This window comes from Bradyrhizobium sp. WSM2793 (assembly GCF_000379585.1).
GTDB lineage: Bacteria > Pseudomonadota > Alphaproteobacteria > Rhizobiales > Xanthobacteraceae > Bradyrhizobium.
Genome location: NZ_KB902778.1, coordinates 112,761 through 132,623, shown reverse-complemented (window position 1 = coordinate 132,623; position 19,863 = coordinate 112,761). Strand labels below are relative to the sequence as shown.

Genomic DNA, 19,863 nt, shown 5'->3' with positions numbered 1-19,863 from the left:
GGATCACGATGCGAAGGCCCAGAGGATTTGAGTACTGGATCTGCTGCGCTGCCGCCATCGCGCTTGCTGCGGTGATCGGTCTGCCGCTGCAGCGCGCCCAGGCAGCGGAAGCACTGTCGATCAGCAATCCGGATGGGGCGGCCGTGCGCGCGCTCGTGATCGGAATCGACGATTACCAGCACGTCCGCAAGCTGAAGGGCGCAGTCGCTGACGCTGGAGATCTCGTGTCCAGCCTGAAGAGGATGGGAGTTAGCGATGTCGTCGAGTTGACTAATGCCCAAGCGAACAGGGCGAGCGTCTTTCGTGAAATCAGTGCATTGGTGACGCGCACAAAGAACAACGACCTCGTCTTCCTGTCGATCGCCGGCCACGGCACGCAGGAGCCTGAGCGCGTCAAGGGCTCGGAGCCCGATGGGATGGAGAACGTGTTCCTGCTGCCCGGCTTCGAAACCACGCCAAAGGGGTCCGTCGAGCGCATTCTGGGGAGCGAGTTCAACCATTTCATCCGGCAGTTCGAGCTGCGCGGCGCGAAGGTGATCTTCGTTGCGGATACCTGCCATGGCGGCGGAATGGTGCGCGATATCGACCCGCGGGCTGCGGAGATGAGCTTCCGGCAGGTGCCGCGCTACACGTTGCTTGTCGATGAATTGAAGCCGTTATCGGACAGCAACGATCCGAAGTCCGAGCTCGATCTGGACCACACGGCGTTCCTCGCCGCTGTTGATCGCTACACCAAGGCGCCCGAAGTACGGATTCCCGGGATCGATGGGCTGCGCGGGGCTCTCAGCTACGCGGTGGCGCGGGCGGTGGAGGGCGGCGCGGACATCAATCGCGATGGCAAGGTGACGCTAAAGGAACTCTTTGCCAATGTCCGGCAGGTGGTCTATCAGCTCTCGGACCAGCGCCAGAACATCGTGACCATATCGTCACCGGCGCAGGCGCCGGAGACCGCCGTCGCCTTCGAGCTGACGCGAGGCGTGGTGCTGATTCAGGGGCCGGCCGCGAGGACGGCCTCCAGTCAGGCTGCTGATGGACAGGCGGCTGCCCCGCCGGCTGCGACGAAGGCGCCGGCGCTGCCGACGCTGACCGCTGCACCCAATACGGTTGCACCCCTCGCCGCTCCGACTGCTGCAGCCCCGACCGTCGCTGCACCGGCGTCCCTCCGTCTCACGGCACCGATCCGTCTGGCGGCGCTCGACGGCAAGATGAACTATTTCGCCGGCGTGACGCCGAAGGACGCCACCGTGCAGGCCGTTCAGCCGACGGACAATCCCGACCTGATCTGGGACCCCGTCTCTCATGACGTGATCGCCTGGGGCGATGTCGTCGCCTTTGGGATGGACGTAGCCAATTTGCCGACGGTCGTGGATCGCACCGCGGCAATGCGCGAGCTCAAGCGAATGGCGACCCGATCGCCGCAGATCATGCGTATTTGGCCGGATGATCGACAGCAGCGCGCTGGTCAGACCATCGAAGTCGAACTGTCCGACGTGGCTTCAAGGGCATTGCTGCTGTTCAATGTATCCGGCGACGGTACCATCCAGATGTTGTACCCGGTGGGTAAAGACGCGGCAGTGGCCAAATCGTCGAACTTGCGGCTGCCACTCCGGGTGGGTGAGCCGTTCGGTGCCGAGCAGATCGTTGCTGTAACCTCGCAGCGGCGCATGGTCGATCTCGAGACCGTCCTGATTCAGCTCAATCGGCGACGCGCCTCAGGGCAGTTGATCAAGAACCTCGAGCGCTACCTGCCTGCGGACGCGCGGATCGCCTCGATCGGCTTTTTCAGCGCTCCCTGACACTTGTTTGGGGGAGCCATGTGGCGATCGGAGCTGATCCGCCGTAAACGAGTATGCTTCGCGTTCGCCCTGCTGCTGGCGGGAAGCGGGGCCGCGCCCGCGGCGCCGCTGTGGCCGGAATCTCTACATGCGAGCCTGGCGAGCGCACCATGGTTTTGGCACATCCAGGCGACGCGCGGACAGTCCAGCGCCGCACAGAGCAATGCTGCAAGTGTGTCCCTTGAGATCCTGCCCAGCCTGACCGTCAACGTTGGAGGCAAGGTGTCATTCGGCGTGACTGCGAAGAAGGCAGGCTATCTCATTCTGGTGGATGTCGATGCGGACGGACGGATGTCCCAGATCTTTCCGACTCCCGAATTGTTGGAACAGTCGGACGGCCGCGACATCAATCTCGTCAAGCCAGGCGTGCAATTTGTTGTGCCGACCCCGTCAGGGCGGCAACGTGGCTTTGAATATGTCGTCGCGCCGCCGACCGGCTCGGCCCTCATGGTTGCGATCCTGAGTGAACGGCGCGTGCAATTACTCGATTTGCCGGATCTCCCGCGCAAACTACAGAATCAAGCCGATACGTTGAGCTACCTGTCGGCGTGGACCAGGGAGTTGCGTGTCCCGGACGGCGGCAGCGGAAAACTGGTGCCGAGCAATTGGTCGTTCGACGTCAAATCCTATTCCATCAAGTGAGCCGCGGCTGTGGTCTGTCTCAGAATTTGAACCCGAGCGTGAGCGTGCCGGCTGCTTCCATCTTGCCGTCGGCCGAGCAGCTCCCGTTGAGCGCAATTTTGACACGTCCGAACTTCGCGATGTCGACGCTGACTCCAACGCGGGAAAAGTCGTTTGGCGAGCTCGGGATGGTGAAATTGACGTTGTCGAGCGCCCAGAAGGGCAGTTTGCCCTGCAGGTTGGTCTTCCAGAGCAACTCGACGAAGATGTGCCGCAGCGCGTCAGGGTCGACGATGATGGTGCCTTTGCTGTCCGTGACTACGAAGCCCATCTCGTCGATATGGACGTTGCAGATCCGGTTCGACACGGCACAGTGCACCGAGGTGAGATCCGGCAGGTTCTGTGAATCGCCGAACCGCCCGGAAGTCTTGGGATCCATCGCTGGTCCGGTACGCGGATCTGGTGTTGCGACCGGTCTTTCCTCGGGAAATGTCTGCCAGATTTGCCGAAAACCGATGCCGTCGGTGGCCAGGAATGAGGCCATGCCGAAGAAATGACCGCGGCCGGATCTCTCTCCGCGAAAAAAGACATTGTTGCCGGCGGGATATTTCAGGTTCGTTAGCGCATCGAGAAGACGGTTGTGATCCTTGGCGACGAAATTGATGCCATCGAGCACGAGCCGCCCCGCCTCCAGGTGCGAGCCGATGTGATCGTCGAGATCGATGCCTAGACCCTCCACCCGCCGGTGGATCTTCCTGAATACGTCGGTATCTCTCGCGGTGACCACCCGGGCCCGTCGCAGGGCGTCGAGACGTCGCTCCTCGTCTTTCTCCAGGATGTAAATCCGACAGAGCCCGGGCCGGTCGATCGCAATGTCGAGATGCACGTGCGGAGCCTTGCCCGTCTGCGTGAAGCCGACGCTCTTGACGCCGGCCTGCAGCCACGGATCGTAGCCCGGCATGTTGATCTGGTCGGAGCCTAGCCGCGGTGCCTTGCCGGCGGCATCGAGCAGTTGCCGCCAGTTGTCGCACATGAAATCGAAGCCAAGCGGATTCCAGTACGGCACGAGGTCGCGAATCTTGTAGAATCCGTAAAGCTGAATGCCGGCTTCGCGCAGCTTCAGCGCGACCTTGTTCACGTCTGCCCGCATCGCGGCGCGGTCCTGAGCCGAGTTGCCGGCTCTCGGCGCGGTGTTCGGATCGAAAGGTGGTTCCGTCATGTCCTGTATCTCCTTGCATCATCACAGCCAAGGTTAAGCAGCGAGCCGGTGACTGGCGAATTCGTGCCCGCCGAAGGGGCCTTTGCGACGCTACAGCCTACTCAGGCGGCTGTAGAAACCGCCGCGGGCAATCATGTAGTGAATGTCCTTCGGAAAGGGGAAAGCGCCGCGAACGTTGGCAATCGCCTGTTTGAGGAATTCTCCATTGCGCGACGCCGGCTTGTGGCCCAGTGGAGGTTTGTCGACGACCTGAGGGATCATGAAGCGGTCGACGAAGGCCGGATCCAGATCATTGACCCTGACCATCTGCCCAAAGGCCGGAAATGAATCATAGTGACCCACGCTCACAGTGAGGTTTTTGAGAGCAGGGCGCTGTGACGTAGGGCGATTGCCGTCGAGCGTTGCGAGTCCGCGTCCGACCAGGTCCAGCTTCACCGATTGCGAAAGGGTGGTCGGGCCATAGACAATTTCGAGCACGCAGGTGCTCTGGCCCGACAGCCATTGGTACCAGAACGTGGCGTCATCCGGTTGCGCTTTGGCGCCGTAGAGGCAATCAAATCCCCAGCAGGCCGACAGGTTCGGCTGATACTTTCCCAGGCTTCCGACCAGGTTGCGCATGCCGCTCCCGCCGCCGGAATGGCAGGCGATGATGAGCTTGCCGATCTGGAGCTGGGGTATGCTCCGGGTGCCGTTGACGGTGCTGGCGACAGGCGCCACGAACTTGGCAAGAGCCCCGAGGATCTCGTCCAGATAGCGTTCGCCCCATTTGGCAGAAGCCAGATCCTTCACGCTGTAGTTCCCGGCAAAGGTGTCACCGACGGCATATTCGTAGCCCAGGAATGGCGCGATAAGCACGACATCCTTCCCCGAATCCCGGACCTGTTCGCGCAGACGCGCAGGATCGTTCCGGAACAGGTATTCATGATCCCTGACATAGAAACCGTGTAGCCAGATTACGACATCGAACTTGGTGGCGGCGGTTGCGTGCTTCAGTGGAAGATAGACCGCCGTCGGCCTCATGCCGGGCGCCTGCCGTTTCGTGAAGAGCGTCACACCTGGAAAGGTGCCGAGATCTTTCTGCTCCAGCTCGCAGGTTGTCACTCAGGTCACTCCTTCGGACACCTCTTTTGCTTGGCGCTAGTTGCAGACCTCGACATTTCCGGTGTTGCCGCCGGGACCTCCACCGCCCCGGTATTCGAGGCGGCAGCCACGATTGACCTGACGGCAAAGATGCTGATCACAATAGATGCCACTGCTGCCCTTGGCAGTCGCCTGTCGCCGTGGCGCGGGGGCCTCCGCAGCCGGTGTGAACCTCTCGCGGGCCGGGCGATCCGCGCGGGCTGGGCGCTCGCCTGTATTGCGGTTTGCAACAGGCTTCCTGCCGCGCCGCTTCTCGCATTCATTGTCGTCATTGAGGAACGAGCCCTCGGCGCAGGTGATCCTGCTGCACTGGTCGCCATTAGCCTTGTAGCCGCGTTCACAGATCAGCGGACAGACCCGCGACGATTTGAGCTTGATTGCGTCAAGTGCATCGAGACTCGCAAGCTTCGCGTCGAACTTGGTTCCCGCGTGACGGTTGAAGAGCGAGAGTGAGCGCTGCGAAGCGGCATTCCATTCGCCATCGACGGCACTGGTGAAGCATCCGACGCGGCTCAATTCGCTCTGTACCGACCTGGCGAGATCGGCCTGAGGGATATCGGCCCTGGCCGGATCGGCCTGCTGCGGCCCGGCGCTCAGAGCGGCGACCTTCGTGTCTGTGTCACTCTGAGCGGCCACAGCGGCTGGAGGCGGAGTCACCGTGGTGGAATTCTCGATGGCGGCCTTGTTCCGAGTGAGCGCGGTGCTGATCGATCCCTCGGACGTGGTTCGCTTCCGCTCGGCATCGGCCGCTTGCTCTTGCGCCGCGAGTTTTGTTCGTTCGGCCGCAATGCGGGCGTCCTCCGCAGCCTTCAGATCAGCGGCCGCCTTTTCCTGCTGTGCGCGCAGGGCGCCTTCGGAGGCAAGCCGGGCCTGCTGCTGTTGGGCTTGGCGCGCCTTTTCGGTCGCCGCAACCCGTGCCTCCTCCGCCTCGATCTGGTTGAGCTGAAGTTTGGCGAGACTTGCGTAATATCCATCTGGATGCTGGGTCAGGAATACGCCGAGAGCGGCCTTATTGTTGAGCTGCAGCGCCAGTTCGTAGTCACGGCGAACCTCCGACTGGGGGTTGGCCGCCGCGGGCGTGGGCTCCACGGCCTTTGGAGCAGGCACGAGCGCAACGTCCTCCCCGCCCAACGATCCGTAGACGTAAGGCTCCTGCCGGTTGCCCGTGGCTTGCAAGACGTCGTCCCGGATGAACCCAAAGGCCCTGCGCAGGTCGAGGCCCGGCTTTGCGATATACTTGACCAGTGCGGCCGCGTACGGGCTGTTCTGGCTGTTGCCGTCGAGCGCCGTCAACCCTGCCTTCGCGGCGAAGGCGATCAATGTATTGGAGACCGTTGGCTCGACCCTGGCGAGCCCGCGGCTGATCGATCGCGAGGCGACCGTTCGCTTCATCGTGTCGGCAAAAGGATTGTTGCGGCACGCGTCGACGATCACGACCCGTAGCTGCCTTGCAGGCTCGATCGCCAGCAAGACACGGTCGAGCGAGAACGCCTCGTCGTAGATGTCCGTATCACGTTCAAGCCTGGCATCGGTTGGGATCAGATAGTTCGTGCCATCGATCTCGATCCCGTGGCCCGCGTAGTAGACGAGTGCGATGTCGGCGTCGCGCGCCTGATCTGCAAAGTCCCTCAGGGCTCGCTTCATGTCCATCGCTGCGAGGTTGAGCCTCGAGTCGACCACGTCAAACCCTGCGGCTCTCAACGTCCCAGCGATGGCGCCGGCGTCGTTGGCCGGGTTGGGAAGCAGGGGAGCGTTTTGATATGTGGCATTGCCAAGCACCAGCGCCACGCGCTTTGTCGCGGAAGCCGGCTGAGCAGTCAGGAACAGCGAGGCAGCAAGAAGAAGAGCGTACAACTTGATCTGCGTGTAATTGCTCATGGCGCGACGTCCAACATCAGCCGAAGAATGGTAGCATCAAACAAGTTGGCATAGCCGCGCAGAATGCTGACTAAACTCATAGCTCCTGGCGACGGCCTGGTTCCGTGCAGGTAACAGTCTCGAGCCCGATCCATTACTGATGTTGGTCGCGTATTCCAGTGAACGCGTTCAAAGGCCTCGGACGATTGCTGGGGGCGGCGAGCTAGGCCCCGCCGGCGCTCTTCGCACTCCGGTTCTTTGATGTAAATTGTTGATATGTCTACTTTTACTAGTCTGTTCCATCGCTTGCCTGAAGCGCTGAAGGAGGCCGAAAGTCGGTTCGGATCGAAGTCCGCCGGTTGCAGATCGAGCGGATGTGAAGTGTGGTGTCAGGCGTGCGGATCGATCGCCTGGGCCGGTGCCTGGCCCCGGCCTATTGGCCAATTGCGGCACGTGGGGATCAGAAAAGGAGTTGTCGTGCGGTAGGCGGCATATTCGGGAAATGCCCGCCTCATGATCCGCTCTTCGTTGATCATCCGCCGGCATTGGATCATCACAATCACGATGGCGATGAGGACGGCAAGCGGTGAAAGGACCTGGAGTGTCACGCCGACGAGGGCAATCCCCTCGCAGAGATAGAGAGGATGCCGGACGATCCGATAAGGCCCTTCCGTCACAAGACGCCTGGCCTCCGCTTGAATGCTGAAGGATCTGCCGAGCCAGCGGAGCACCACGATGCAGAGCGAGGTACCCCCCAAGACCAACGTCGAGGACACAGCCGACCAGACGGGGCCGAGCTCTGCCTTCGGAAGAAATGCGAGGACGATGCTCAAAAAAGTACCCAGCAAGGCTGAGACCCGCGTCTCGATGCCCTGCGATTTCATGATCGGCGCCAGCCGGGTGATGGTTGTCAGCGCGACGAGGCCGAGGAACAGGATGTTGGCAATTCTGGCCGCAAGCGCAAGCCAGTCGCGGATATTGTCCGGCGGAAGCAGGTGAAGGACGCTGGCGGCGCCCAGAAGAGCAGACCCGCCATAGACGATCACGACAACTCCCCTGGCGGTCCAATCCAACAAGGCATTCCCCCGCGCTCGGCAATCTCTTTCCGGGCTGTTCCCGCCTGATCGAGCTTCGCGTCAGTCACGGGAGTGATCTCGCCTGTTCGAAACCTGCGTCATTAAACGGCAGGCTTGCGGTGAGGTCAATTGACCGACCAGCAAGCGGGTCACGCCATTCCTGTGGGTTCCACAACCGGATCATGAGATCGCATTGAACCGCTGCTGTCGTGACGACACAAATGATGGAAGAAGAACATTTAAAAGTAGTACTGCCATGCATTTGCACCGATCTGTGGCATTGCGCCGTACCCTGTTTCTTCTCGCTGCGCTGATTGTCTGTGAGCCGGCATGGGCTGCGAACCGTGTCGCGCTCGTCATCGGCAACTCGGCCTACAAGAACGCCGCAGCGCTTGCCAACCCAGCCAATGATGCTGCGATCGTTGAGGAGACGCTGAAGAGAGCGGGATTCAGCGTCGTCCAGACCCGCACGGATCTCCAGGCATTGGAGATGCGGCGTGTGCTGCGTGATTTTGCCGATGTGGCGCGCGACTCGGATGTCGCCGTCGTCTACTACGCGGGCCACGGGATCGAGCTCGAAGGTACGAACTACCTGATCCCCACGGATGCGGCGCTCGAGCGCGATACAGATGTGTACGACGAGGCCTTTTCGCTCGAGCGAGTGCTGCTGGCGATCGAGCCGGCACGGCAGCTGCGGCTCGTGATCCTCGATGCTTGCCGTAACAATCCTTTCGCCGACAGGATGAAGCGGACGGTCGGCTCGCGGGCTGTCAGCCGGGGCCTCGCCAGGATTGAGCCGGCGACCTCGAATACGCTGGTTGCTTTCGCTGCCAAGGCTGGCTCGACGGCGTCCGACGGTGGCAGCAAGAACAGTCCCTATGCCTCGGCACTGGTGAAATATATCGCTACTCCAGGCATGGACCTGCGCAGGGTGTTCGGCTTCGTCCGCGACGACGTCATGAAGGCGACCGGCAACAAGCAGGAGCCCTATGTGTACGGTACGCTTGGTGGCGATGATGTGCCGCTCGTGCCGGCACCGGCCAAGGAAGCGGCCGCCGCAGCGCCTCAACCGGCCCCGCCACCGCTGCCTGCAACTCCACCGGTCTCGGCGCGTGCCGAAATTCGGCACGATTACGAGCTCGCGCTGCAGATCGGCAACAAGGATGCGCTGAACTACTTCCTTGCCCAGTATCCGGAGGGCTACTACGCAAATCTGGCCAAGCTGCAGCTCGCCAAGATCGATGCGGAAGATAAGCGCGCCGCCGCAGCGGAAAAGGCGCGCCAGGCCGAGCAGGAGCAGGCGCGGCTCGTCAACCAGGGTGCCCAGCAGACACAACTGGCCAAAGCCGCCTCGGACTTGAAAGCAGCGCAGGACGCTCGTGCCGAGGCGGAGAAGGCCAGAGAAACCGCGCAACAATTGGCCGCGCAGGCCGAGCAGCGTCGCCGGGAAGCCGAAATAGCCGTCGCGAGAATTGGCGCTCAGGCTGGGTCCGACCCATCGCATGAGGCCCCCCCGAACTCGGATGCGAAAGTGGCCGCGCTGCCGGCTCCACAGACGTCCGCGCCGGCAGGGCCGTCCAAGGCCGAGCTTGCAAAATCGGTGCAAGCCGAGTTGCGCCGCGTCGGTTGCTTTAGCGGACCGGCCGATGGCGACTGGGATGCGGCCTCACGGCGTTCGCTCGAGTTGTACAACAAGAATGCCGGCACCACGTTCGATGCCAAGGCTGCGAGCACTGAGGCGCTCGACGCGATCAAGCTTAAATCGGCGCGTGTTTGCCCGCCAATTTGCGGATCCGGCCAGAAACGCGATGGAGATCGGTGTGTCAAGATCACCTGCGCCGCGGGCTACATTCTGAATGACGACGATGAGTGCGAGAAGCGCAAGGCCCGTCCGACACCATCCGCAAAGATCCAGCGCAGGAACAGGGACCGCGAAGAAGCTCCGGCACGGCCTGCAAGGCCGCCGAAGCCCGAGGCTAACGCGGGCGGAGGCGGCGGTGGTGGTGGCGGAATCGGCTTCATACCGTTCTTCCTGCCCTAAGAGTGCTCGGTAGCCCGGCGCATGTCCATTCCACTTAGACTTTATGTCACCCCATTCGCCAACAGGGGCGTCCTCGAGCCTGCGCAATGGGACTGCGACACAGCGAAGAAGGCGCTCGATGTCGTCAATACGATCTGGTCGAAGGCGAAGGTCGCCTTCGTGATCAGCGATTGCATAATGGAAAAACCGCTCGACATGGCGCCGAGCAGGCGCAGCAGCGATGAGGTCCTGCTGGGCGTTCTCACTTCCCGGCACGACGCGGACAATGCGGTCCACATTTTCCTGGTCAATTCGATTGCAAGTCTGAACGCCGGCGGAGGCTCATTCCCGAATGGCTCTCCCGAGCCCGCGAGCTTCGTCCAGTGGTATGGCAATGACCACGCCAATGGGCGCGCCTGGGCGCACGAACTCGGCCATCTGATGGAGCTCGATCACGTCGAGATCGACTATTCCAACGAAAAGCAGGCGGCGCAGCGCGTCAAGAACCTCATGGTGAAGGGATTGAGCGCGGGAAGCGACTTGACCAGCCAGCAGATCAGCACGGCCAAGGGCTCAAAGCTCGTCAAGAGATTTGGCGGTTAGGCCCCATCGGATTTGACCATCCTCGCTGCGAGCCATGATCTTCCCAAGGGCTCACGAATCGCTGATCCCTCGCAAGTGAATCTTCGACAACTAGGAGAAGGGCGCTTCCCCGCCCTTTACCCTCAGAGCCCCCGCCCTACGAATTCGCCGTAAGTGGCGCCGTTCTCCATTTTCATGTGAAGGCACCTTTCAAGACTTCAATCGTTCGTGCTCGATAAGCTCGAGCTTCGCATGCGTGGGGCCATCGATAAGGCCGAGATCGACGTGTTGGCTTATATGAGCTTCCCTGCGGCGCACCGCGCCAAGCTGCACTCCAATCCGCTCGAACGCGTCAACGGCGAGATCAAGCGGCGCACCGAAGTGGTCGGTATCTTCCCAAATGAGGATGCCATCACACGTCTGGTCGACGCTATCCTGCTCAAACAGAACGATGAATGGGCGGTCCAGTGCGGTCGCTACATGACACTGGAAACGATCGCCCCGTTGGAGCAATGATCCCGCCCTCAGCTTGCCGGCAATCGCCGGCTGACCGATTCGGCCCATGCCAGCGAATGCGGTAATTCCGCTCAGCTCCACCACACTAGGGGACACGATCGAGGACGACATGAGCGGCCCGACCACTCACACCTTGATGTGTCTCGAATCCGGACGTCAGAGCCAAATTCAGCTGACACAGAGTGTTGATCGGTCGACCATGCCGCTCAGGGCAGGGCAGTAATTGACCTGCGAGAGCCAGGATCACGTGCACTGGCGGTCGTGCGCGGCTATTAGACGGCCAGATCTTGATCTGTTGCGAACCGCGCGCGCTTCTTGTTAGACTTCGAACCTATGGTAGTGGCACACCGCGATAAACCATGGGGTAGTGGCTGAGACTCTCTTGTTAAGAGGCCGCAACACCTTGATTTTCTCCGATGGCGGGCCAAGCCGGAGGTCTGCGGCCGGACGAAAATCGATCCAACATCGATAAGCTCTACCGTGCGACCCGCTGCGGTCACGAATTCGGACCCCAGCACGGCGAACGCGAACCAGGATGGTTCGGCGGACGTTTGGCTGACGGCCTAGGCAGCGAGAGCGTTCTGCGAGCGCACGTCACCTCGGCAACTGCAGGCCACGGAGCAGGCCGACGGCATGCTGGTCGTCGGTTAGTCCCTCATGGTCTATTCGGAATTTCGGTTCGCCTAGGCCGCAACCTCGGTTCGGCATTCCGATCGCTGCCTCAATCTGCGCAGACGGATCTGTTGCCGCGCAAGGTGGAAGATCGGTGCGAAAAGGGGTCTCTCGTTCCTTCTTTGACCGGCCGTCAGCCGAACGAGAAACTGACTCGGTTCTCCCTTGAAATGACTCGATTCATATCTGCGGGCTCACCGCCGCCGAGATCGAGAACGGCATGCTGAGGAGCCAAAGCGCGGCGATTCCGCCGGTCAGCGCCAACGGCACGGTGCTGAAGGCGAGGGCCGGGTCCCGCGCCGAGCGCCCCGAGCAGAAGCAGAAAGATTAGGCCAAAGACAGCGGGCACCACGAAGATCGGCCGCTGCCGCGCGACGGCGAAGTTTTCGAACTAGCTGCCCCAGGGCGCGCGGCCAAGCCTTACTTGCCGGCCACATTGCCGTAGTTGAGGTCCGCGCCTAGGACGCGGGCACCGCCAGCAGTGATCGTGCAGGGAACTCTTCAGCGGGAAATTCGATCGAGACGTAGTCGGTGGCGATGATCGGTCAGCAGGTGTGCGCCGCCCAGGACAGCGGTCAGCGTTCCTAGCCCGGTCCCGCCAGCAATCAGGAACATGATCAGCAATTGATATTTTACCGCGTCGGCCGGCTCGACGCCCGCGAGAATCTGGCCTGTCATCATCCCCGGCAGGAAAACAAGGCCGATCGCCGCCATCGCTCGGAATCGCGGTGTACCGGTTTCTGCACATTCTTCATCGGATCGATACCGTGCTTCTCCGTATTTCCATGTACTCGATGGCGCGGTGGAGTTGCAGGACACGGGCCAGTCGCTCTTACTGTTGGCTACCGAAGAAGCGAGAAGACCCAATGGGGCGGCCTCATTCTTACTTCGGCGATTGCAGTCCCGGCGAGGCCAGCCACCCTCTCAGGTGAGAAGCAGCAGCCTTAGCTCGTCGAGCTTGGCGAACAATTCGATCTCTGCCGGGCAGAATGCTTTGGGCGTCCTCCCGCAGATCCTGTGCCGCCTCCACGAGCAGCTCTTCCAAAGTGGTATTCTTGAAAGCTCAGCATTGTGTTGCTCCCTCGAATGCAAGCGGGAGCGCCATCATTCGGATATGGGATGCTGTGGAAGAAATCGGCCGGCGGCCGAGTCCGCTTTGGCTCGTTCAGTTGACCTCCAAACATCTATGTCGGACGTCAGCGGTGGGCCATTCGCGACATTCTAGCGGTGCGCCGACGAATTCCGGTCTACCCCAATAGGCAGACATAACGCATTCGTGAACCTCGCCACAGGGCGACAGCTGTCCTTGCGAATGAACGCAAGGGACGGCAGGGGCGACCAACCCTACAGCGGGAAGACTTGCCACAGCGCCTGCCTCCTGCTGCACGTCAGGACGTTCGAGGCAACATTCCCGTTCCGGGAGGCGCGATATGCTGCAGTTGAAAGACAAGGTCGGACGGTTCGCGACGACAGGGCGCAGTTGCCAGAACTGGAAAAAGGATCAGGAGCTGGTCATTTCGCTGCTCAACAAGATCGCCATTTCCGACGGCGGCGCCGAGAACACGCTTAAACCACAGATGGTCGTGACCGGTTATGCCAGCGACGGCCTTTACAACTCGATTCTGTACTTCCAAAAGAAGAACTTTCCCGGCACGCCTGACGGCTATGTTCGGCCTGCCGGCCCGACATTCAGTCGGCTCGTTGAACTGTCGACGATGGCGGCCGCCAAGCCCGCCCCGCCAAAGGGCCAATGGGACGCAATCGCGACTCCTTCCGTCGATGCTGCACTTCGCAAAGGCCTCATCGACGATTCAAAGCTGGACTACGCAGAGGTCGTTGATGTCATCCGGGCTACCGTCGCAGACGGCATGGTCACCGCATTCGAGCTGGACGACCTAACCACCATTGCGAACACCTCCAGAACGCTCTCCCCCACCTCGAAAAAGCTCATCACGCTCTTCGTCGGAGAAGAATACAAGGAGAAGCGCGGGATTGGACCGTACGACCTCAATTCCGACCAGAAAAAACTAGCCGCGGAAATGGTCTGCGATTTCCTGAAAAACACGAGGACGACGTTCTTTCCGAAACTCGACCCACACCGCGTCGGCATAGGTATTCTCAGGCGCATTGCGAAGCCAAGCCTCATCAATCAAGATCAGGGAAGTCTGTGCGGGCCGTCCGCCCTGATGTTCGGCTACGCGTCCGACAAGCCAGGGTCTTACGCGCGGTTCGCCATCGATCTCTATCAGAAGGGGCAGGCGAACCTTGGCCGCCTGCTGATCAAGCCGGGAAAGGATGTGAGGAACTTCACGCCACCCTGGTCGCTGGACCACGTCGACTGGCTGACATGCGCCTCCATACGCGATTCGGAGAACTGGTTCCTCGATTTCGACGACACAGGCAAGATCAGCGATCTTGCGGGTGTCACCCTGCCCAGCGAAATGGAGCAATGGTTTCGCAAGGCAGGATACCGAGACGTGCGCGAGAATACCAACATTTCGCGATTCAACAAAGACATCGACGATGTAAGCGAAGCTAACCGGTTGCTCGACAGCGGATATCGCGTATGTCTTTTCATAAGCGCCAATATGATCGACTATGACGACCAGTCCGATAAAGGCTCCGCGTTTACGATGCACTGGGTCGTGCTGCGCGAGAAGATACAAGTGATGAACGGGTACGTGAAGGCGAAGGTCTTCTCATATGGCGATGGAGACTACGTGATACCGCATCCGCAGGAAAAAACCGGTGCCGTCAAGCCCCTCGCCGTTCGGGACTTTCTTATGAATTTTTATGGGTACGTTGCTGCCAAGGGGTGACCGGGGCCAGAAGCGCCGAAGGCATGACGATGCTGGTCGCGCACGAGATGGCCTTCGCCGGTGTCTCGACCTGCGTCAGATTCATGAATGCGGCATCATGGCCGAGGATCGGCACGCCCGAGGAAACCATCCGCCAGCTGCGCAGCGAATGCGCTGGCTGTCATCTGCATGATCGGTCCGCTCCAACTTGCTTGCTTAAACCAAATTGGCCGCGCGTTGCACATTGGGCAGGACGCTCTCTCAGAACGGTAGAAGCCAATTGTGCGGGCACGAGTGACAAACCGCACGACAGGCGGCGTCAGCCGCACGAATTGTGTCAGCAGCCGCGACCTATAGTGTGCGCCGCAGGATGGCTTACCCGTTTGCCCCAGCCCGCCGACAGCTACAGAACCTGGAACGATTTTTTTGAAACTTAGCAGATGCGGCCCGGATGTCTCTTGAAGGTCGAGAGCGTCGTCGTCTGCAATAGACGGTCGCCCGTCAACTTCCGCTATGCTTTGTTAGCGACCGAGATCGCCAGGGGCATTGCGGAATTTGGGCAAAGGCTTCGAACCTCCGGCCGACCTGCGCCCACCAACACATACCCACGGGCTTTGCCTATACCACGAGCAATGCAAAGGCGCCTGGCGTCGGGAGATGTTCCTGCCATGTCAGCTACTTTAATCCAACGCATGTGGTCATTATGGCGATCAACTGGAATGATGTGAAAAGTCGCAGTATACGCGATGCATTCAGAGTCGCCCTAAGCGACGATAAGCAGCTCTCTCACGCTGAAGTAGTCGAGGTTCTTCGCAGCGCGATGAAGGATGGCTATCTTTCGGAGAAGGAGATCGATGACTTGCAGGTGATAGCAAATACGTCCGAGACCATTATGGGTCGTTCAAAGGCGATGCTATTATACCTACGTAAAGCGGCGGATCTTGTTTATGGATACGGGCCGATCATCGTCGCAACGGGTCGTCAGAAGTACGCTGCGGACCTCATTTTCAACTTCATGAAACGCATGGGTCAAATCTACTTCCCGAAGCTGGATCGGGATGAGGTTGGGATCGATTTGCTGTTGAGGGTATCAAACCCGAATATTTTAAACCAAAGAAGCGCGGGTATCTGCGGGCCAATGGGATTCCTGTATAGCCTAGCCTTCGACTCTCCCGCAGCATACGCGAAATACGCCATCGACCTCTACGAGAACGGCAAAGCTATGCTCGGCCATTTGAAGATCGATCCGAGTTCCGATTGCCGGCAATATTCTCCACCTCGCCCAATGAGTCCTGCGGACTGGTTGACCGGCGCGAGTCTTCGAGATTCGGAAAATTTTTGGTTCAACTACAGTTCTATGGGTGATGACGATAGCGGTACGCGTCTGAACGAAATGGCTCAATGGTTTGAAAAGGCAGGTTATACCGATGTGCATTGTGAGAACAATCTATTTTACAACTTGAAGATGAACGACATCGAGGTCGTCAATCGATACTATAACGCCGGGTATCGCACCGTACTAAGAATCAATAGCAAACTACTAAAAGCCGAAACGCAGAACGAAAAGTCCAAAAAGGGCAATCACGTTGTGATCCTTCGCTCTCCGATTTCGATCATCGGTAACGCAATCAGTCTGAAAGTTTATACGTGGGCGGAGATATTGAGGCCAATCCCGGCGCCAAATACGCAAATGTCGCCAAGTGGCTTCCTTGAGCACTGGTATGGTTATGTTGTTGCCCGGCCGTATTGAGACGCTGCGACCGACGGGCGTGGGAGACGCATCCGTATAACGTATCACTCACCGAGCGACTTCGCCCCAGGGCTAGGAGCAGAACATCTCGCCTTGTTGCGGAGATGACGCGAACACCACGCAATCGGCCCACAGTATGGCGGCATGAGCGCTTTCGGTAACCAAAGTCCCCTCGACGGCCACAGCCAGCTCTCATTCTTTGCAGAGCGTTCTGTTCTGGGGGAAGGAGGTCTCAAACTTCCTCGCGGGGTACGAGCGAGTCAGCGGTTGGAATAGCAGTACATCACGAAAAAAGCTGAACTAAATTTTTTCGGCAGGTGTTGCGTTCATGGATAGCGTAGAGCGGTGCTTCGCCGCAGTGACCACAATCGGTTTTGTTGTGACCGTCGTCGGAATGATGTTGTTGCAAACGATCTAAGGTTCTAGCTCTGCGCGAATTGCAGGCCAGCTCGCGGCGATGGGGCCGGGCTTTGGGCTGTAGGTCCGCCGCGCTGCGCTCAAGATTGCTCGGGGACAGCAGTCCCGAACGTTCGCGGGCAGGCCGGCGGCGTGCCCGTACCCTTAGGAACCGCGCCCGCAGCGGATGCTTACCCTCGGCGATCCTAATAGCGGGGCTTCAAAAACCCCAGCAAAGTCAGTACGGAGCGGACATGCTTTTTTGGTTTTCGGCGCTGACGCTCATGGCCGATGCGCTAGAGGTAATGGATGTGCGGCTGCGGCAGATAGCCAAAGGCAACGGCACGTCTGATGAGATGTTTCTCATGGTGACTGAAAAGCTCGACGCGGCTTCAGCGGTCGGTGCGATTTTCATCCGCGGCGGCAGCTGCGGTGACGTCCTTGACCATTACAGGAAAATTGTCGCAGCGAATGTCGAGCGGCTGTCGGCCGGACGATAGGAACGCCGCCGTAGCCGCCGCGTTTCAGATCTTATGAAACGGTTCTTCTTCGATCTTGCCGGCTCTGTTTCCGCTCGTGACAGAGTAGGACATCCATGCGTATCCCGCCGCGAGACAAAAGAGCACGCCAAATTCATCGCACACCGCATCGGCGCCGAGAAACCGGAACTCTCAAAGCGCGGAAATTACATCCGGGTCCGGGATGAGAACGGCGCTGAGATTTACGAAGTCCGGATTCATTTAGAGCCCTACCATCGCTCCCGTTACGCGGCTTAGCGGCGCGCGGTTTTCTTCTTTGACCGTCCTCTTAGGTACGTTTTTTCGAAGTCTTCTTTTTCTCGACACGGGTTACTACTGAGACGGCCCTAGTGTTCTCAATTGGGCTCGCAGCACACAGCCAGGGCCTTTGCTCTAGGAACAACGGCTGCGGCCGTCCGGTTGGGCTACTGGTGGGCTATTAGTATTGCGCAAATCGGGGCCCCGGCGTCCCGTTCCTCTTCCTCCGGCGGCGCTTGGGGAAGTCGCGCAAATCGCCGGTAAGACTGTCTAAAGGAGGACTGATTGCGAGTGCTTGTTGTGGAGGATGAAGACCTGATCCGCGACGTCATTGTGGACATATTGGAAAGCCACGGGCACGATGTGCTGGAAGCGGAAAGCGGAGAACGCGCCCTCGAATTGTGTGCTGAAGCCTCTCCCGATCTGGTGTTCACCGATGTGATGTTGTCGGGGTCCCTGACGGGTTGGGACGTCGCAATAAAATGCAGGGACAGCCGTCCGAATGTCCCCGTCATTTATGCTACCGGCTACGCCCACTCCGCTACGCGCCCGGTTTCAGGCAGCATAATGCTTCAAAAACCATACCGTCTCGAGCGGCTTCTTGAGTCGATTCGTTCGCTTACGGCATAGTGTCCGGCCTACCCACAAGGGATCTCAATTAGGTCGTGCATTGTGCAGTTTATCCGCTCTGCGCGCGATTTCCTGAGATGAGCCTCAGGTCACAGCCTGCTGCTCCGGAACGAATCACCTCGATTGAAATTCGATCCCGATTCTGTTCCGTAGAGTTGCGGATGTCTCACTCCCAGTGGACTCCATCCATTATCCCGGCCGATGAGCTGACGGTTTATCTGGTAGCAGACGAGTTTGGACGCGCCGGAAGCGCCTGGCGCGAAGCCGACCTCGAGGCCGCGGACTTCGATCGTTATGCTGAATTAATCGCCGGCGAGTACCGGCGACCGATACAGGAGCTCTGGTCGGAAGACGGGACGTCGCCGGTGAAATCCAGCGCCGTTGCGATCTGCAGCTCAGCGTCCCATCTCATTTGCAGGATTTTGTCGATCGCTACGCCGGTCTGCGCGGCGGCAGCCTAGCCCACAACCGGACCCGAGAGCATCTGCAGCGCCCCCTCGATAGCCCGCAATGTCCTGCTCCACCTGCGCGATCGACGACCCGGCAAGAAGCCTGTCCTGGCCTTCAGGTCCACGGCCAACCGCCGACGGTGCATCCTCAGATCCTCGAGCGACTGGCGGTCCTTCAGCCTCGCGTAGCCATCCACAATCAATTCATCGCACTCGAACGCGGAAGCCCGCGTAGGAACGCCTCAGTTCGATAGTTTGATGGCTGAGGTTAGCTGCGAGGTTCCTACGCGCCAAAGTCAACAGTTCTTGCCTACGGAATTCGCCGGGGCGGCCTCTACTTCGATCCAGACGGATTGTTCACGACGTTCGGGGTATGAGGACCCGGTGCAGTCCTCGTGTCCCGACCATCGTAAAAGAAGAGCGCGCCCAACACCGCTACGATGAAGGCGATGCCCACCATCCAACCGGCGGAGCTTTTCGTGCCCTTTGAACTACTCTTTTCTCGATAGGAATTATCATTTGTGTGGATTGTCATGGCCACTCCGATCTTGGTCGCTCTTTTAATTGAAGCGCGTCTTGCTCGTTCCTACTGCAAGCGCCTCCGGCCATGTGGCATGAAGTCGCCAAATGTGAGCTGTCAAAAATGACGGAAGCATAGCGTGATTTTCCTTGAGATCGACACCGACCTCGTGTCGGACCAGATGAACGCGGAAGCCCACGCAGGAACGCTCAGTTCGATAGTTTGATGGACTGAGGTTTATGAGCTGTTCGTCTCGGGAATAGTCGCTGCTGCGCTCGGCGGGTACATTGCTGGCCGGCTTTCCGGCAAAGCGTCGCAATCGACGACGGCCTATCACGGTCTCATATCTTGGGCAGTCTCGACGCTCACGGTGGTCTATCTTCTCTCGTCGGCCGCCTCCGGCATGATCGGTGGTGCCGTCAGCACGGCGTCCTCGGCTCTTGGTGGAGCAGGTAGGGCTCTTGGCGGAACAGTTCAGACCGCGGTTCAGACCGCAGCGCCCTCTCTGAATAACGTTGCCGATCCGATGGGAGCCATCGAAAGCAAAGTGCGAAGCGCGTCCGGGGGCCAGGATCCTGCGGCACTTCGTGATGCCGCAATGACAGCTGTTCGAGCGGCACTAACCGGGGATCCTGCACAACAGGCTGCTGCGAATGATAAGGCGGCGGACGCCTTGGCCAAGGCGCAGAACATCTCTCAAGACGAGGCGAAAGGTCAGATCGCTCAGTATCAGCAACAGTATAAGGAGACGGTCGCGAAGACTAAGGCGACCGATACCGCGGCGAAGCGTGTATCGCAGGGCGCCTTATTCGGTGCCCTCGCCCTCCATCTGGGCGCACTAGCTGCATTTTTCGGTGGTCGAGCGAGTGCTGTGACTCCGACTGTTTCCGTCAGAACAACCTAGGGCGAGATGCTTGACCACATTGGCTTTACATAAGGTCCGGAGCTGGCTTACGGACCTCGGTGTTCTCGCCTCGCGTCCCGCCGCATTCGCTGTATTTGTCGT

At 59.7% G+C, this 19,863-nt stretch carries 15 protein-coding genes and 3 pseudogenes; 12 read left to right on the top strand and 6 right to left on the bottom strand.

What is annotated here, in order from left to right; translation table 11 throughout:
* Positions 1–8: 8 nt before the first annotated feature.
* Complete coding sequence (locus A3AS_RS0113755; protein ID WP_049814877.1) at positions 9–1,796, top strand: caspase family protein; 1,788 nt, start codon at positions 9–11, stop codon at positions 1,794–1,796.
* Between the two features lie 18 nt (positions 1,797–1,814).
* Positions 1,815–2,477 carry a DUF4384 domain-containing protein gene (locus tag A3AS_RS0113750; RefSeq protein WP_018318162.1) on the top strand — a complete coding sequence of 221 codons (663 nt, stop codon included), beginning with the start codon at positions 1,815–1,817 and terminating at the stop codon, positions 2,475–2,477.
* Between the two features lie 19 nt (positions 2,478–2,496).
* Here the strand turns inward: A3AS_RS0113750 and A3AS_RS0113745 are convergent, their stop codons facing one another.
* From A3AS_RS0113745 to A3AS_RS0113730, 4 genes are all read right to left on the bottom strand, one after another.
* The gene (locus A3AS_RS0113745; protein ID WP_018318161.1) at positions 2,497–3,675 is read right to left on the bottom strand and encodes a hypothetical protein; all 1,179 of its coding nucleotides are present in this window, start codon (positions 3,673–3,675) and stop codon (positions 2,497–2,499) included.
* A gap of 90 nt (positions 3,676–3,765) precedes the next feature.
* On the bottom strand, positions 3,766–4,776 hold the full coding sequence (locus A3AS_RS0113740; RefSeq protein ID WP_018318160.1) for a hypothetical protein: 1,011 nt from the start codon (positions 4,774–4,776) through the stop codon (positions 3,766–3,768).
* Between the two features lie 36 nt (positions 4,777–4,812).
* The gene (locus A3AS_RS0113735) at positions 4,813–6,693 is read right to left on the bottom strand and encodes a caspase family protein (RefSeq protein WP_018318159.1); all 1,881 of its coding nucleotides are present in this window, start codon (positions 6,691–6,693) and stop codon (positions 4,813–4,815) included.
* 368 nt (positions 6,694–7,061) lie between these two features.
* The gene (locus A3AS_RS0113730) at positions 7,062–7,718 is read right to left on the bottom strand and encodes an isoprenylcysteine carboxylmethyltransferase family protein (protein ID WP_018318158.1); all 657 of its coding nucleotides are present in this window, start codon (positions 7,716–7,718) and stop codon (positions 7,062–7,064) included.
* Positions 7,719–8,004: 286 nt separating this feature from the next.
* On the opposite strand from A3AS_RS0113730, the gene A3AS_RS0113725 reads away from it, so the two are divergent.
* The 3 genes and pseudogenes from A3AS_RS0113725 to A3AS_RS0113715 form a co-directional block, all read left to right on the top strand.
* Positions 8,005–9,789 (top strand): caspase family protein, encoded by a 1,785-nt coding sequence (locus A3AS_RS0113725; RefSeq protein WP_018318157.1) that lies wholly within the window; start codon positions 8,005–8,007, stop codon positions 9,787–9,789.
* A gap of 21 nt (positions 9,790–9,810) precedes the next feature.
* Positions 9,811–10,371: a hypothetical protein gene (locus tag A3AS_RS0113720; protein WP_018318156.1), complete on the top strand. Its 561-nt coding sequence runs from the start codon at positions 9,811–9,813 to the stop codon at positions 10,369–10,371.
* A 246-nt stretch (positions 10,372–10,617) separates the two neighbouring features.
* Positions 10,618–10,900, top strand: a pseudogene (locus tag A3AS_RS0113715) (transposase); the annotation flags it as partial.
* Positions 10,901–11,733: 833 nt separating this feature from the next.
* Here A3AS_RS0113715 and A3AS_RS49020 read toward each other — a convergent pair.
* Positions 11,734–11,929 (bottom strand): annotated as a pseudogene (locus A3AS_RS49020) (hypothetical protein); the annotation flags it as partial.
* Positions 11,930–12,039: 110 nt separating this feature from the next.
* Positions 12,040–12,270, bottom strand: a pseudogene (locus A3AS_RS0113700) (ABC transporter permease); the annotation flags it as partial.
* A gap of 698 nt (positions 12,271–12,968) precedes the next feature.
* Here A3AS_RS0113700 and A3AS_RS0113695 point away from each other — a divergent pair.
* From A3AS_RS0113695 to A3AS_RS47190, 7 genes are all read left to right on the top strand, one after another.
* Positions 12,969–14,357, top strand: a complete 1,389-nt coding sequence (locus A3AS_RS0113695) for a hypothetical protein (protein ID WP_018318150.1) — start codon at positions 12,969–12,971, stop codon at positions 14,355–14,357.
* Between the two features lie 682 nt (positions 14,358–15,039).
* Positions 15,040–16,086, top strand: a complete 1,047-nt coding sequence (locus A3AS_RS0113690) for a hypothetical protein (protein WP_018318149.1) — start codon at positions 15,040–15,042, stop codon at positions 16,084–16,086.
* A gap of 650 nt (positions 16,087–16,736) precedes the next feature.
* Complete coding sequence (locus A3AS_RS0113680) at positions 16,737–16,982, top strand: hypothetical protein (protein WP_018318147.1); 246 nt, start codon at positions 16,737–16,739, stop codon at positions 16,980–16,982.
* Between the two features lie 33 nt (positions 16,983–17,015).
* Positions 17,016–17,258 carry a hypothetical protein gene (locus A3AS_RS50000; protein WP_084674825.1) on the top strand — a complete coding sequence of 81 codons (243 nt, stop codon included), beginning with the start codon at positions 17,016–17,018 and terminating at the stop codon, positions 17,256–17,258.
* Positions 17,259–17,549: 291 nt separating this feature from the next.
* Positions 17,550–17,888: a response regulator gene (locus A3AS_RS0113675; protein ID WP_018318146.1), complete on the top strand. Its 339-nt coding sequence runs from the start codon at positions 17,550–17,552 to the stop codon at positions 17,886–17,888.
* A gap of 161 nt (positions 17,889–18,049) precedes the next feature.
* Positions 18,050–18,349 (top strand): hypothetical protein, encoded by a 300-nt coding sequence (locus tag A3AS_RS0113670; RefSeq protein ID WP_049814875.1) that lies wholly within the window; start codon positions 18,050–18,052, stop codon positions 18,347–18,349.
* Between the two features lie 878 nt (positions 18,350–19,227).
* Positions 19,228–19,761, top strand: a complete 534-nt coding sequence (locus A3AS_RS47190; RefSeq protein ID WP_157644269.1) for a hypothetical protein — start codon at positions 19,228–19,230, stop codon at positions 19,759–19,761.
* Positions 19,762–19,863: the final 102 nt, after the last annotated feature.